A 15174-nucleotide genomic window follows, 5' to 3' on the forward strand; every position below is an offset into this window, starting at 1 on the left:
AACATGGCATCCATTCATGGTCACTTCACAAACAGGTTCCCAGTCGTGTTAAAGAATTCAGCTAAGACGGTATGAGTCATCAGGTTTCGAAGCTCTGGATATCGTTGAATTTGATCTCTGATTTCGTTCAAGCGAGCCATCGTAGGCACTTCGACAAAAACCATCATGTCCGTCTCACCGCTGATCGCATGACACCATTTTACGCCATCAATTTTGTATAATTCGTCCGCGTATGATTCGCAATAATACGTAGAGGTTGATTTATCGAACTTTAAGGCAAAATAGGCGCAAATCGAATCCCCACCCGAAGGCGCAATTTCAGCGTGATACCCTAGAATCACTTTGTCATGCTCTAGCTTACGAATACGGGCCGTTACCGCAGAACGAGAAAGGTTTACTTTATCCGCAATTTCAGTCACCGACAGCCGAGCGTTGTGCCTGAGCAGATCCACAATCTTATGATCAAACTTGTCCATACCGTTACCAAGCTTTCCTTATTTTTCTCATTCTATACCGATTCTAACTGCATAAGAAACCAACATTTTGTTGGAATTATTTAAAACAACCGTCATATTGACGGTTTAGTAAATCATTTTGTTATTAACATTTTGGATATGCTATTTGGCGGGCATGAGATGAGTGCTGTTATCCATTTCAACAGAAAATAGATAACACATTGAAATCAAATTCCCAACTTAAGTACTCAGCACATAAATAGCATCGCTTAAACACATAAAACGAAATAACCAGAAGCCACAAGCTTTTTCGTAATAAGCCTCATAACATTGGATGAATCAATTCGCATGGAAGAGCTCAAAAAAGACATTTCACTCACATCAGGTATCGCACAGTTATCCACCACATTAATGGGAACTGGGCTGTTTATGATCCCGGCTATCGCAGCAGGTATAGCTGGCCATTTTTCACTATGGGCTTGGATTTTATTGTTCATCGCGATTTGTCCTATTGCGCTGACTTTTGCTCAACTGGGTAAACGATACCCCAACGCGGGCGGAACAGCCTTTTTTGTACGCAAAGCCTTTAACGCCAAGCTGGAAAGTAGTGTCGCTTGGCTATTTGTTAGTGTCATTCCGGTAGGGGTTCCGGCCGCGATTGCACTCGCCGCAGGCTTTCTACAACAAATATTGCCAGAGCCTATTAGCAACAATCTGTTTGCACAAGTTCTCACGGTAGTACTTCTTGTGTTCGTCAACTTGATGGGCACAAAATCATCAGGTCATTTACAAACTCTTATTGCTTTGAGTGTCTTCGCACTTGTTGGCGCATTTTTATGGAAAGGCGACGTTAATAGCGCCGATCTTGTGATGCCCGCCATCACACAAGAGTCAATTTGGCCTATTACCGCAGCGTTAGGCGTGATGTTCTGGTGTTTTGTTGGCATAGAGGCTTTTGCCCATATGGGGGAAGAGTTCAAAAACCCTCAAAGAGATTTCCCTATTGCCATTGTGGTCGGTTGTTTTGTAGCAGGGGCTACCTATTGGGCATGCTCTGTCGTTATTTTAAAATTTGGCGCGTATGGTAACGCTCAATTTGATAACGCATCCATCCCCTGGCTTAGTGCCCAACTACTAGGCGATGGAGCCAAATGGATAATCAGCTTGATAGGTTTCTCCGCTTGTTTCGCGAGCGTTAACTTATACACACAGAGCCTAGCGCGAATGGTCTGGGCTCAAGCTCGGGAACATCGTCCTTCTAGTCCACTAGCCAAGATTTCGCGTCGTGGTGTCCCTTTCTCAGCCACCATATTAGTTGGCGGTATATTATTGATATCTTGTGTGATAGGAACCCTATCACAGCTCGATCTGGAGTTTTTCCTAAAACTCGCAAACAGTGTATTCGTTCTGGTTTACATGTTGGCGATGTTAGCCGCTTTTAAATTGCTTCGAGGATTTGGTAAAACACTTGCGGGACTGTCCCTACTGCTTTGTACCGGTGTTTTTATATGTTTAGGCTGGTCAATGTTTTATGCACTTGGCATTTTTACTCTACTTTTACTGCCTTGGAAACAGTGGCGACATAAGCGACAAACACGTGTAGTTGAATAGTCATCGCTTCCCATTTCGAAATATGTGAGCTAAACGTTGGATACCAGCGTCTATGTTCTCTAACGCGATATTGCCGTAACCAAGCACGGCACCATGCCAGTGACGTGCTTGAAAATCTGGGTGTTCATAATAGCTCAAAGGTCGCAAGATGATCCCTTCATGCTCTGCTAGTTTTATAAAACGCTGCTCATCCATACCGTCTTGCCATTTCAACGTAACATGAAGCCCCGCCGCTTGGCTAACGACGCAAACACGGTCGCCAAAATGCTGTTGAATGGATACATGCATCTGTTCATGCTTAGTTTTGTACAGTCGACGCATTTTTCGAATATGACGTAATAACCCACCTTCAGTAATAAAGTCTGCCAATGCTTCTTGTGTATGCGTCGGCGAATCACCACTTAACGCATCCTTAACCACTAAGCATTGCTCTACTGAACGTTCAGGAACTACAAGGTAGCCAAGCCGCAATCCGTTAAACATCACTTTACTGAAGGAACCCACATACAACACACGATCATCTCGACCCATTTGAGCTGCTAGCCCCTGTAAGCTGGTATAGGGACGATGAGCAAACTGAAATTCGCTGTCATAATCATCCTCGATGATCCAGCTTGATTGTTCGACCGCCCAGTTGATGATCTTTCCTCTTTGCTCGGTATTGAGTGTGGTACCCATCGGATATTGATTACTTGGTGTAATATACAGCGCATCGGCATCGCTTGAGGTCACCGCTTCCACATCAAAACCTAATTTCTCTGTTACGAACAAAGGCTCAAATTGATAGTTTTGGAACTGAATCAACTTCCGCATTTGCGCGTAACCTGGTTGCTCCATCAGAACCTTATCACCTTGTTTGAGCACTACCATCGTCGCAATCGACAACGCTTGCTGCGCCCCAGAGGTAATAATAATGCGCTCTGGAGAACAATTCACTGAACGGCTTGATGCGAGGTAGCCAGCTAAAGCACAGCGCAATGCCCAACTACCCTGAATATCTTGATTCCCCAACAAGCAAGTACGAGACATATGGCGAGTGAGTAACTTTTGCCATTGCGCCATCGGAAATGCGTCCAAATCCGGCACACCCGGTGCAAATGCGCGGTTGATATCAAAGTGAGCTTTCGGTGATGAGTCTCTCTGAACTGAACTAGGTTCAGGCAAGTACTGCTCTGGCAGTTCTACGGCAACATAAAAGCCAGAACCTTTTTGGCTGTTCAAGTACCCTTCCGCCACTAACTGTTCGTAGGCAGAAATCACGGTATTCCTACTTAGATTAAGCTCTTGTGAAAGCTTCCGCGTAGAAGGCAGCTTCCCATTCTTCACCCACAGTCCTTGAACAATTTTCTTGCGAATAGCCAAAAACAACGCTTGCTGACGCGTTCCTTCACTGTCTTTTAAATGTAGGTCACCGATATCAATCAAAGACAAACTGGATCCATCCATTAGTTAAAACTGGCTCTCTTTAAGCTACCAGTTAAACGCTACATTGCAATCAAAGAATGAGGATAAATCGCTCGTAATCGTGAGCAAGCAAGGAGAGAAAATGCTATCCAACACCAATAGAACGGAAATTAAGAAAGGCGCACATAAAGCCGTCTCTGATGTTAGCAAACTGCACGCCATCATAGATGAAAGCCTAATCGCTCATATTGCGATAACCAACGAGTCAGGCCCTGTGGTCATCCCTATGCTGGCATGGCGTGTCGATGATTACGTGTATATCCATGGTGCCAACAACAGTCGACTATTACGCTCACTCAAACAAGGAGTGCAAACGTGCTTAACCTTTACTTTGTTTGATGGTTGGGTATTGGCTCGAAGTGCGTTTCACCACAGTGCGCATTATCGCAGTGTTGTGGTCTTTGGCCAGTTTGAGATGGTGGAAGATAACCAAGAGAAAGACAGGTTGCTGAATCACTTTATTGAACAGATCGCTCCGGGGAGAACAGAACAAGTCCGTTTGAGTAATGAAAAAGAACTCAAAGCCACCATGCTGCTGCGTATTCCACTCCTAGAAGCATCAGTGAAAATCAGCAATTTTGGCGTCAACGACGATGCGGAAGACATGGACATCCCTGTTTGGGCAGGTGTCCTACCCTACCGAACCGTCGTAGGTCCGCTGCAAGCTTGTGACGATTTGTATGAAGGTATCGCAGAGCCAGACTACCGCAGTGCCTACTCTAACCGTTGGCAGGAATAAGCACCGTAAAACGTGCGCCGCCTAAGTGACTCTCGCCGACAGAAAGCTCCCACCCCAGTTGCCGCGCTGCACTGGTAGCGATGGCAAGCCCTAAACCAAAGCCTTTCATGTCGGCGTTGCGGCTTTTGTCTAAGCGCGAAAATGGCATAAATACTTCTTCTCGCATCGCCTCAGGGATGCCCGGACCATCGTCCTCAATATCGATGCTCCAGCAATCCGCTACCGTTCGAATCGTCACCTCAACGCAGGACTCACCATAACGCTTGGCGTTTTGCAGTAAATTATCGAGGACAAGGTTACCCAAAGTAGGCTGAAAGTGAATCAATTGGTTCGCGAGTTTATTTTCTGCTCTCAACATGGCGGACTCTAAGCCTAGGTAATTCATGCGGCTTTTACACCAAAGTGGCAGTTCCATGGTTTCAACAGAATCGATCCATGAGTGGTTTTTCACACTCAAGCGAGACAGCATGACAATGTCGGACGTTAAATCCGTCACGACATCAACGTATCGTTCAATATCGTCATGTAACTCTGCCTGCATTTCACCACTCGTGCGTCGAGCTAAATCCGTCGCTAGCTGAATACGACTCAGCGGAGTGCGCACTTCATGAGGAATAGCTTGAGTAAAGATGTGTGTTTGGCGCACTCGTCTCTCAATCTCTTCAGACATGCAGTTGAAGCCTTGGGCGAGCTCTTTCACGGGTTGCGAAAATTGCTTTAGCTCGACTCGCGTATTCAACTCACCAGAACCAAATTGTTGTTGCGCAGCCGTTAGTTGCCGAATTTGGCGGTCAAGACGTCGTACAGGTATGTAAACCATAATGCCTAAACTGCATACAACAACCAAAAGTAGAGTAAGTATAAATACAATCTCAGAATCTTCATTCCAATCAACGTGTGGGCTAAAGAAATCCGTTTTTTCTTTGAAAACTAAACTCTTCGAAGTGTTAGGCAAAGGGAATACCGCAGCATAGGTACTGCCATCAATAAGATAAACAGGTATCCCTTGCATACGGTACAGCAGATTACAATCTCGACAAGGCGGTGATCCGTCCCAGTTTTCAACCAATGTTAAATCAAAGATAAAGAAATCTTGCTTGCCGTTTTCGGTTAACTTCTTGTAGAGAGAATCCGGAGTGCCTCGTTGCTCAATGTATTGATCGACAAAATAAGCACCGTCACTCAAAAAAACACCGACTTCTGTTTTGCGCATGTACTCTTCCCCCATAAAGAGAAACAAAGCAACAGTCAGCGCAAGGCCAGTTACTAACCCCACATATAGACGAGTAAACAGGGAAAACATGCGTCATTTACCTGTCAGCATGTAGCCGTGGTGACGTATGGTTTTAATGGTAGCCGTATGGATATGAGCCTTAGAGAATTTCTTCCTTAGTGAGGATATACGCATATCAATCGAACGATCAGTAATACAGTATTCAATGCCTCGGGCAAGACGGCAACATGATTCACGAGATACTGGCTTATCGACATTCAGCATCAGGAGCTCTAAAATTTCAAACTCAGAACTCGTTAAACCAATATCTTTTTGCAAATAAAATGCTTGGGAGCGACGAAGACAAAGACTAATGCCATATCGGCTCAGCTTTTCTTCTTCAACGATATCAACTTGACGACAATAGCGACGCAACGCTGCTTCAATACGGGCGAGAAGGATATTGCCTTTTATCGGTTTGGTAAGGTAATCATCAGCACCAAACTTAAATAAGCTCACCTCGCTCATTTCATCATCGGTCGCAGTCAAAACAATGATAATACCATGATAAAACTTACGCGCCTCTTGACATATTTCTGCGCCATTTTTTCCTGGTAACATCAAATCTAACAGCACTAGGTCCGGCTTGAGCCCCTTAATCGTTTCTAATGCATTTTGACCGTTATCGATGACAGTTACCGTATATCCTTCGGCTTCGAGGTACATTTTGGTTAATCGAGCAATCTCTGAGTCGTCTTCTACCAGTAAGATTGTATTACCCACCATGAATCATTTACTCCACCAATATGATGGAGGGAGTATATCGCTCGTCCTATACTGCGCAACCTACTTAAATGATAATTTTAATAAAACGCAGGCTTACATACGCTTACAAACCATACATATACGATAATCCTAATCATTCTATACCCCTAAAGCTATGCAATAACCTGAGGTTTTATTCATTATCAGAATATAGCTTCACATAGAAAATAAAATTCAGAATAAAAATCCACTATATTTTTAAATATATCGAATAATAGGTCTTACCAAAAAATAATATCAACATATATGACTTAGTTTGCTTATATAGACAGGACTTTATGTTGCTTCTAAGTTTCCTGCTCTAATAAAGTCTACGAGTAACATGAAATGAGATATTCCAAATTAACACCTTTAGCCATATTTTGCGCGATAAGTCTAACTGCTTGTGGCGGCAGTGAATCTAATTCGAAACCATCGACAACGACACCTCCAACACCACCAATGCCAACATTGAGCACTGTCACAATCCCAACTGTCGTTTCTACAAAGTTTCCAGCCAAGTTAAAAGTGGCTGCTGATTCGGGCTTCACCCACTATGTGAAAATCTCCCTTTCCGAAGCAAACAACAACGATACATTTCACATTGTGGCTGTTGATGACGGTGCGAATAATGAAAAAATCTTTCGTGCAGCCAAAATCATCCAACACCTTCTCACAAACCAACCAGACTCTAAGTACGGTGCTGACAAGTCTCGTATCGCTAAGACATTAGCCGAGCGTGATGCCACACTAATGCTGACCGAAAACGACGAACAGAATGATGAGATGTTAACCAAAATCTTTATCAACGAACTGATTCGCCAAGACAAACTGAACGACGCAGTTACAAACTCGGGCTTAGCACACTCTTTTGATACGAGTTCTCTAGAAAAGTTTGTTGTAAGCATGATGGTACTTAACGAAGATGATATGGATACACTTGTCACATCTATCGCGTCAACATTAGTAACTAGTAAAGAAACACCAAACTGGCTAAGGAATAGCCAATCTTTAATGTATCGAGAACTGACAGTTGAAGGCGATTGCCATTACATGAGTAATTTTGCCGATTACTGCGCCAATCTTGGTAAAAAAGCCGAACGAGACGCCGCTTTTGAAGAAATTTTACACTTGGTCCAAGCGCAAGGTATTGCACCTAACACGGCGACTGCGGCACTGCAAAATGACATTCAAGCTCATGCGTTAAGCATCTATAACGATATTCAATCGGGCAAACCGACGGTGTGGCGCCCTACTCAGTATGACTGGGACGATTGGAAATCGGACGACTTCGATCCTGAAAGTGTGAAACAAACGGGCCCTTCATATTCTCACGAATATTTTGCTGCCGCTTTTGAAGCGTACATGGGCGTAGCAAAAGCAAACGGACATGGTTTAGATGGCTACCAAGCGTTAACGCGTGAAGAAATGCAAACCCAAGATCCACAAGCCGTTGATTGGATCAGTGGCTTATTCCACGGATACTTGCAATATACCGCGAATGTCGACTCTGCGGGCGTCAAGCTCTACACAGAAAAGACAAGTCCAGGCACAGTACCTACCTTCCGTATGGCTCCCAACAAAGATGGTTTGATAGAAGCGTACACCTACAAATCTCAGTGGCTAACAAAAGTGAAGATCATTGGCGACGACGCGATGAATGTGATCGGTAATGATCAAAACAATACTTTTGAAGGCAACAGCAAAGACAACAGCATTTATGGTGAAGGCGGTATCAACACCTATATCGTGCCACACAAACTGGCGGAATGTACTGTTATCAAAGCAAAGAGTGTTTCTGTTGAGTGCCCAAATACAGGCACTGACGAGTTGTACGACATTCAGAACATCCAATTCACCGACCAAACCCTAGATGTAACCAAGCTATAAACAATGAAAAACATGAAGAAACTTATTCTATTCGCTCCCTTGCTCCTTGTTGGTTGTGGTGGCCTAGCCGTCATGGATCGTACTGATGCCGTAAAAGCACAACCAGAAATGCTGATCAAAACCGACGGTGATTTTTGGGGATTCGGTGCAGATGGCCATTTTGATTTTGCTGGTAAGTACAAAGGCAAGTATTCACGCAGTGCTTCTAACTCAAGTTGGTTTAACCGTATCTCTTTCAAAGAAGGTTCAATGGGCGCAGAAGTGACTCGTATCGACAGCGGGGAAACTTGGCTTTTGAACTGCACTGGAGGCGGTATGTCGGTTAACTACATGGGCGTCGATTTTGGTGGGAATGATCCTTACACCTGTGACATTACTCAAGATGGTAAAAAAGTCGGTGAGTTTGCGATGGAGCCAAAATCGGCTCTCATCGACATCAGCTTTGAGAAAAAAGAGACAGGCGTAGTGCGTATTGGTAGCACCCACTTTAATGTAGAAACTGTACATACTAGTCCTGACGCCATGATGGCGGTAGACATTCCATTGGGTTATAGCTTTAAGGAGGGCACACAAGAAATTGCCGCAGTGCAGACGAACGGTACCATTGCGGTACAGATGCTCCCTGAACTTAGCGAACAAAAAAAGGATGTAATTGCCATCGGCGCTGTTGCAAGTGCACTAAGTTGGCGTCCTAAGAAATAGCCATCACATAAAACGACACAAAAAAATAACAAAGCCCTCAACTTTGAGGGCTTTTATTGCTTGTACTCATAGAGATAAGTGGAGCACTACTTCTCTAATCTTCCCGTATACTGCTTGGGCGTTAATCCACGATGTTTCTTAAACATACGATTGAAGCTCGCCACATTGGTATAACCAAGGCGCGTGGCAATGTCATCAATACTCACGCGCTTACTCAACAAACCAGCTGCAATATTACTCAATACATAGCCAGAAACCGTCGAAAAATTGAGTCCTAATTTATGCAAACGACGTTGAAACTGCTGTTCAGATAAATCAAGCAGAGAAGAAACGCGCTCTAACGTTGGCAATCCATAATGGCTGCTGTAATTCACCACTTCATAAATCACTTTCAACTCATCTTCTGGGTCGGGCATATTAAGCAAATCATCTAAATCGGAAAAACTCATCGCTAGACGATTGTCTTCTCGATGGCTCACTTGGCGAGAAGCTAGTCGGTCATCTCCTGGGATCCATATCTCTGTTTTTGGCTGACTCCATTCCACCTCGCAGCCGAAATATTCCCGGTATCGCTCAGTATTTTTTCTCGAGCCTGAAACCTTGACACGTAAAGGCTGATAATCTTTGCCAAGAAATTCGCGTAACACCTTAATCATAAATACCGCACAGCGGATACTATCGTGCACCTTTACTGACGTTTCTATAAACGGGTTGTGGTAAGTCCATTTGATGATTTTACCCGACTGTTCGCCTGCAAAAAACGCCCCTGATTGTAGGTTGCTCACACCATAATTCACTCGCCGAATGGTACTGGCTAAATCATTGCCGGAGAATAACCAGCGTCCCACTGGCCCTAGCTTTTGCAGTTCAATACCTCGGCTGAGACTCAACACCACATCCGGGTCACCACTAGCTTGTTCAACACAACGATACCATTCCGCAACGGCTTTTAGCGGGATCAGTGTCATTGGGTTACGAAACACCGATGCTGGGATCCCTAACTCATCCGAGTCCAAATTGTATTTAGATAACGCGAGGTTATGCATGTTTAGAATGCCCATCGCGCGAATAAACCGAACCGTTTTCATAACCAATTACATCAAATTTAATCCTATAGTGATTGAATCTGTCACAAAGAAAGCCGCAAATCAAATTCAGATCACAATACGCCAACAGTTTGATAGAGGAGTGTTTAATGAGTTTACTGAGTGTCCCATTTGTCGGTACAGGCGCAGATACGGCGTTACATGTTGTCGCTGCTGTCGTTTTAATCGCGAGTGTCGCGGGCGCGTGTTACGGCTTTTGGAAAATCCATGAATTACCTATCAATAAAGCACACAGCAAAGACCATCATCAGATAGGGCTCATCACTGCGCTTACCTGGATAGGGTTTGTCTGGCACTGGGTTTGGGTGCTAGCCGTGATCTTTGCATTTGTTGATATGGAAAAAGCCATCATCAATCTGCGTGATACATGGAAAAGTAAACCGCAAACAGAAACACAGCCAAATGAGGAAGCATAATGTTAGAAGGTTTAGCGGTATGGGCACTCTTCATCTATCTGTTGCGTTTGGTTGGCATGCCTTGGAACAAAGCAACCAAATCGTTCGCTTATCTTGGCGGCTTGGGTTGGCTAATGTTCGTCTGGGTAGGTTTGATTAACTTCACCCCGATGGATTTATCCGGCGGTTCTGTCGTGCAGTCACCACACATCCAATTGCGTCCAGATTCAACCAATGTAAAAGGTAAAGTTGACCACATTTACATTGAGCCGAATCAGAAAGTTAAAGAAGGTCAGCTCATTTATGAACTTGACCCAACGCAATACAAAATCGCATTAAATCAAGCGAACGTATCCGCTGATTCTGCTCGCGTTGCATTAGCTACGGCAAAAGGCGACATCGAGATTGAAGAAGCTAACCACGAGGCGCTAGTGCAAGATCTAGAAACATCCAAGAGCCAGTTGGAAGCGGCGAAAGTTGACTACAAATTGCAGAAAAAAATGCTAGATCGTTATGTTGAGCAAAACCGAGTGGTGCACAACACCATCACGGAAAGCGATATCGACAAACAATCGAGTGCGGTTGATATGGCACGTCACAACGTGTTGACCCTTGAGTCTCAAATCAAGAAGAAACAAGTCGATATTTCCCGTGCAAAACTGGCGATTCATAAATCGGAACTTGCAGTTGAAACCAAACAAGCCGAACTGCGCCAAGCTGAAGAGCAAATTGCAAAAGCGCAATGGGATTTGAATAGCACAAAAGTTCATGCCCCAACAGATGGCTTTGTCACCAACTTTATCCTGCGTGAAGGTCAGCGTGTATCGATGATGCCGCGTATCAACATGTACACTAACGAGAAGTACGTGCTGATGCGAGTCAACCACCAGGCGATTCGTAACATCAAACCGGGTCAACCTGCGGAATTCTCCTCTTCGGTTTATCCAGGTAAGATCTTCTCAGCGACGGTCGAGGGCATTGTTGAGGCAACAGGTGAATCACAAGGTAATCTACTGGGTTTCGATGATTCCGTACGTGTCACCACTGGAAAGAACTTACAGAACAAACACCACTTTGTTCGTCTTAAGGTTGATGAGCCAGAAGGTTACGACATCCCTGTTGGCTCTGTTGGCCTCGCATGGGTCAGCGGTGAAAAACCGATAGGCTTCATGGCCTTCTTAGATGTGATTCGCGGGATCATCATCCGAATGAAGTCTCAACTGTACTTCTTCTACTCTATCTAAACTCGCAAACCGCCAGTTACGCTGGCGGTTTTCTTTTCATTTGTATCCAAACATATCCTTTTCCCGTATAACAATTAGTTAGTAAATAGCGGAGAAGATTCATGTCGGTAAAGGAAAGAAGCCTACCTACCCATCGCATCTCAAGATTCAGCAAGTTCGCTTCACTTGCTACCCGTGTCGCAGGCAATGTGATTGCAGAAGGCACGAAGCAGATAGCCAAAGGCAACAAACCAAAAGCGAAAGACCTCTTGCTGACGCCACAGAACATCGCGCGCTTAACTGACCAACTTGCTCACCTGCGTGGCGCTGCAATGAAGCTTGGTCAAATGCTATCAATGGATGCTGGTGATGTTTTAGAACCTGAACTTGCCGATATTCTTTCCCGTCTTCGTTCCGACGCAGACCCAATGCCTGCAAAACAACTCAACGCAGTAATGGAAAGTTCGCTGGGAACGAATTGGAAAGCTGAGTTTCTGTCATTTAACTTCAAACCAATCGCCAGTGCATCAATAGGACAAGTGCATCAAGCTTACAGCGATGCGGGCGATAACCTAGCCGTCAAAGTGCAATATCCGGGCATACGGAAAAGTATCGATAGCGACGTCGATAATGTCGGTACACTGCTCAAGGTCGTTGGGTTGATTCCCGAGTCTGTCGACTACAAAGGACTGCTCGAAGAAGCGAAAAAGCAGCTACATGATGAAGCCGATTACGCACGAGAGGCGCAATTTGCCATTCGTTATCATGACGCTTTGAAGGAGCACCCTCATTTTGTCGTGCCGAAGATTCATACTGAAAATTGCTCAGACTCCGTTCTCGCGATGGAATTCATTGATGGTAGCCCGATTGAGAAAATCGAACATTATGATCAGAGTACACGGGATTTTGTCATGCACAGCCTACTCGAATTACTGTTCAGGGAGCTGTTCGAATTTAAGATGGTACAAACCGACCCAAATTTCGCCAACTACTTATATATCGAAAACACTCGTCAAATCGGCTTGCTAGATTTCGGGGCCACTCGCGAGTACAGCGAGCGGTTCAGCACTGGTTATCGCCAAGCTTTCGCATCTGTCGTTAACAATGACGAACAAGGCTTGAATGATGCGCTTGAACAAATAGGCTTCTTCAGCCAAACCATCCTTCCAGACCAACGCCAAGCGATTCTCGATCTAGTGAAAATGGCATGTGAACCTATGTTGGTCGATGAGCCTTATGACTTTAAAGCCAGCGGCTTAGCACAAAAGCTTCGCGAGGCTGGCACCATTCTAAGCATGGAGCAAGAATACTGGCATACTCCACCAGCAGATGCCCTATTTTTGCACAGAAAAATCGGCGGAATGTACTTGCTGGCAGCCCGTATTGGCGCAAAAGTGAACATTCGCCAATTGGTACAGCCATATCTCACCATCAACAGCGAATAGCCTATTGTTTTTCTGTTACTTTCAAGTACCTTGAGCAAGGTTAAGATGCATAGTTGTGCATCTCAATAACATGCCATACTTCCATAAAACGAATTAACTATCGGGGTACTCGGTGAGCAAGTTTCAAGATCTCTCCACTCTAATCCAGCAAATTGGCCAAGCCGAAGAAGCGGATCAAGTCGCAACGCTCAATGAATCTATTGAAGCGGGCCTCGAGCCCGGCGCGGTTGCCCTGATTCTAGAAGCCTTTCCAATCGACGATCGTGTTCGCTTATGGCGAGCTTTACCACTAGAGCTACATATCGACGTGTTAACGGAAATGCGTGCGGACGTACGTTTCTCTATCATCAACGCGTTATCTGAAGTCGAGCTAAAACTCACTCTCGCTAAACTCGACAACTTGTCGCTCATCGAATGGGCCGATTCGTTGCCAGAGTCGATCATCAACGAAGCGCTCTCGTTGATAGAAAAAGATGAGTTGGAACTTTACGATCAAGCAAACGAGTATGCTGATGAAGAACTCGGCCACTGGGCTGAACGTAAGATCATCACCCTGCCCTTCAACATTACGATTGGGACAGCTAAGCAGTTAATGGAGCGCTATAGCTACGACACGCCTCAACAGGTATATCTGATTAATCGTAATAAACAGTATCGTGGAACGGTCAATTACTTCGATATCTTACGTGGTGACCCCGATACTCGCTTAAAAACACTCGTTATTGAGGCTGTGACGGTTCTAGACAGTAAAATGATGCTTCCTGAAGCGGTAGAGGCATTAGAACACAGCACACTGCCCGCTCTCCCTGTAACTGATGCAGACCAAACACTGATAGGTGAAGTCGATTGGCAGTTTGCATTGAGTACACAGCGTGAAATCTACGAAGCACGTTTGATGGCCGGTACAGGTATGGATGAAGGCGATGACTTGTTTGCGCCAGTATTAAAAAGCTCGCAAAAGCGCGGTGTTTGGTTAGGCATCAATTTGCTTACTGCGATTTTGGCGTCTGTCACTATCGGACTATTTGAAGATGTAATTGCGCAGGTGGTGGCTTTGGCGGTGCTCATGCCAATTGTTGCATCCATGGGGGGCATTGCTGGCAGCCAAACGCTCACTCTAATGATTCGTGCGATGGCGCTTAATCAGATCACCCCAGGTAACCGTTTCAAGCTATTGAAAAATGAGTTGGGTATTGGCTCTCTGAACGGCATTGCTTGGGCGTTAATCATCGGCGGGCTCGCCGGATTGTGGTTTCAATCTCCGGTTCTTGGGGGAACCATCGCGCTGGCCATTATCGTCAATATTATTACCGCAGCTTTATTTGGTGTGCTGATTCCCATTATTCTGGATAAGTTTAAATTGGACCCCGCTTTGGCTGGCTCGGTGATTCTAACAACAGTGACAGATGTAGTTGGTTTTTTCGCCTTTTTAGGAACGGCGAGTTTAGTCATGCTTTAAAAGGTTCATTGTTTATTAATCAATCATTAGCATAATAGAGTCAAATTGCATAACGCAGTTGCAAATTGCAAACATACTCAAACTTTAAGCAACGCATGTCACAGAAACTACGTATTTTAGGGCATATTAAAGTTGGCACAGTAACTGCATTATATAAATCGACCCTTCTTAAGCCGAGGGTCACCTAGCCAACTGACGTTGTTAGTGAACTTGATTTTGTTCACATGTATATAAGCCAATCGCACTCTTTGCGGTTGGCTATTTTTTTATGTGGCTATTGCCCTCTTATCCTCTGACCGAGCTCGGTTGTACTTTTCTTACCCACAACAGATTGTTTACTGTTTATAAAATTCAAATATTCGCCCACTAAGCCATTAGAAATGCCAGCTTCAACAAAAATAAATCACCTACATAAAATAAAACCAAGAAAACACACCCAAGAAAAGAACAAATAACGTCCAAACCAAAAACCTCATCATGAAATCGTTTTCTTTTCATAGAAATCGACTGAACAATCCAGAGTTATAGATAAATTTAACCCATAAAAACAAATAGCAATTCAAAACATTAATTTCACATAGAAAACCTGTCTATAAATCATAGAAAATACGTAAAAACAAACTTTCCAATTTTAGAATTTAAAAACCAAACCATTGTTATTAAAAGAA

The 15174-nt window shown here is 44.4% G+C and carries 13 protein-coding genes; 8 read left to right on the forward strand and 5 right to left on the reverse strand.

Features of this window, described 5'->3' with window-relative positions; translation table 11 throughout:
* Positions 1 to 20: 20 nt before the first annotated feature.
* The gene (locus R7P74_RS13715) at positions 21 to 476 is read right to left on the reverse strand and encodes an Lrp/AsnC family transcriptional regulator (protein WP_005373615.1); all 456 of its coding nucleotides are present in this window, start codon (positions 474 to 476) and stop codon (positions 21 to 23) included.
* 327 nt (positions 477 to 803) lie between these two features.
* Between R7P74_RS13715 and yjeH the strand changes: the two genes are divergently transcribed.
* Positions 804 to 2066, forward strand: coding sequence for an L-methionine/branched-chain amino acid transporter (gene yjeH / locus R7P74_RS13720; RefSeq protein WP_017635168.1), 1263 nt, complete (start codon positions 804 to 806; stop codon positions 2064 to 2066).
* Here the strand turns inward: yjeH and pdxR are convergent, their stop codons facing one another.
* Positions 2067 to 3512, reverse strand: a complete 1446-nt coding sequence (gene pdxR, locus R7P74_RS13725; protein WP_054574585.1) for a MocR-like pyridoxine biosynthesis transcription factor PdxR — start codon at positions 3510 to 3512, stop codon at positions 2067 to 2069.
* Between the two features lie 100 nt (positions 3513 to 3612).
* Between pdxR and R7P74_RS13730 the strand changes: the two genes are divergently transcribed.
* Entirely contained in the window at positions 3613 to 4269 is a 657-nt protein-coding gene (locus R7P74_RS13730) for a pyridoxamine 5'-phosphate oxidase family protein (RefSeq protein WP_005373620.1), read from the forward strand.
* On the opposite strand, the gene R7P74_RS13735 is transcribed toward R7P74_RS13730, so the two are convergent.
* Both R7P74_RS13735 and R7P74_RS13740 read right to left on the reverse strand, forming a co-directional pair.
* Positions 4250 to 5572 (reverse strand): ATP-binding protein, encoded by a 1323-nt coding sequence (locus R7P74_RS13735; protein ID WP_005373622.1) that lies wholly within the window; start codon positions 5570 to 5572, stop codon positions 4250 to 4252. The two genes, R7P74_RS13730 and R7P74_RS13735, sit on opposite strands and share 20 nt — an antisense overlap.
* Positions 5573 to 5575: 3 nt before the next feature.
* Entirely contained in the window at positions 5576 to 6268 is a 693-nt protein-coding gene (locus tag R7P74_RS13740) for a response regulator transcription factor (protein WP_005373624.1), read from the reverse strand.
* 366 nt (positions 6269 to 6634) lie between these two features.
* Between R7P74_RS13740 and R7P74_RS13745 the strand changes: the two genes are divergently transcribed.
* Positions 6635 to 8176: a hypothetical protein gene (locus R7P74_RS13745; RefSeq protein WP_258619317.1), complete on the forward strand. Its 1542-nt coding sequence runs from the start codon at positions 6635 to 6637 to the stop codon at positions 8174 to 8176.
* A 12-nt stretch (positions 8177 to 8188) separates the two neighbouring features.
* On the forward strand, positions 8189 to 8878 hold the full coding sequence (locus tag R7P74_RS13750) for a hypothetical protein (RefSeq protein ID WP_080276951.1): 690 nt from the start codon (positions 8189 to 8191) through the stop codon (positions 8876 to 8878).
* 86 nt (positions 8879 to 8964) lie between these two features.
* On the opposite strand, the gene R7P74_RS13755 is transcribed toward R7P74_RS13750, so the two are convergent.
* Positions 8965 to 9966, reverse strand: coding sequence for an AraC family transcriptional regulator (locus R7P74_RS13755; RefSeq protein WP_054574582.1), 1002 nt, complete (start codon positions 9964 to 9966; stop codon positions 8965 to 8967).
* 107 nt (positions 9967 to 10073) lie between these two features.
* On the opposite strand from R7P74_RS13755, the gene R7P74_RS13760 reads away from it, so the two are divergent.
* The 4 genes from R7P74_RS13760 (at position 10074) to R7P74_RS13775 (ending at position 14506) form a co-directional block, all read left to right on the forward strand.
* A complete protein-coding gene (locus R7P74_RS13760; protein WP_318122917.1) occupies positions 10074 to 10400 on the forward strand; it encodes an MFS transporter in 327 nt (108 codons plus the stop codon).
* A complete protein-coding gene (locus R7P74_RS13765; protein WP_213967935.1) occupies positions 10400 to 11623 on the forward strand; it encodes an HlyD family secretion protein in 1224 nt (407 codons plus the stop codon). Before R7P74_RS13760 ends, R7P74_RS13765 begins: the two co-directional genes overlap by 1 nt.
* A gap of 101 nt (positions 11624 to 11724) precedes the next feature.
* On the forward strand, positions 11725 to 13047 hold the full coding sequence (locus R7P74_RS13770) for an ABC1 kinase family protein (protein WP_318122918.1): 1323 nt from the start codon (positions 11725 to 11727) through the stop codon (positions 13045 to 13047).
* A gap of 112 nt (positions 13048 to 13159) precedes the next feature.
* Positions 13160 to 14506: a magnesium transporter gene (locus R7P74_RS13775; protein WP_005373641.1), complete on the forward strand. Its 1347-nt coding sequence runs from the start codon at positions 13160 to 13162 to the stop codon at positions 14504 to 14506.
* Positions 14507 to 15174 lie beyond the last annotated feature (668 nt).

This window comes from Vibrio sp. 2033, from assembly GCF_033339735.1.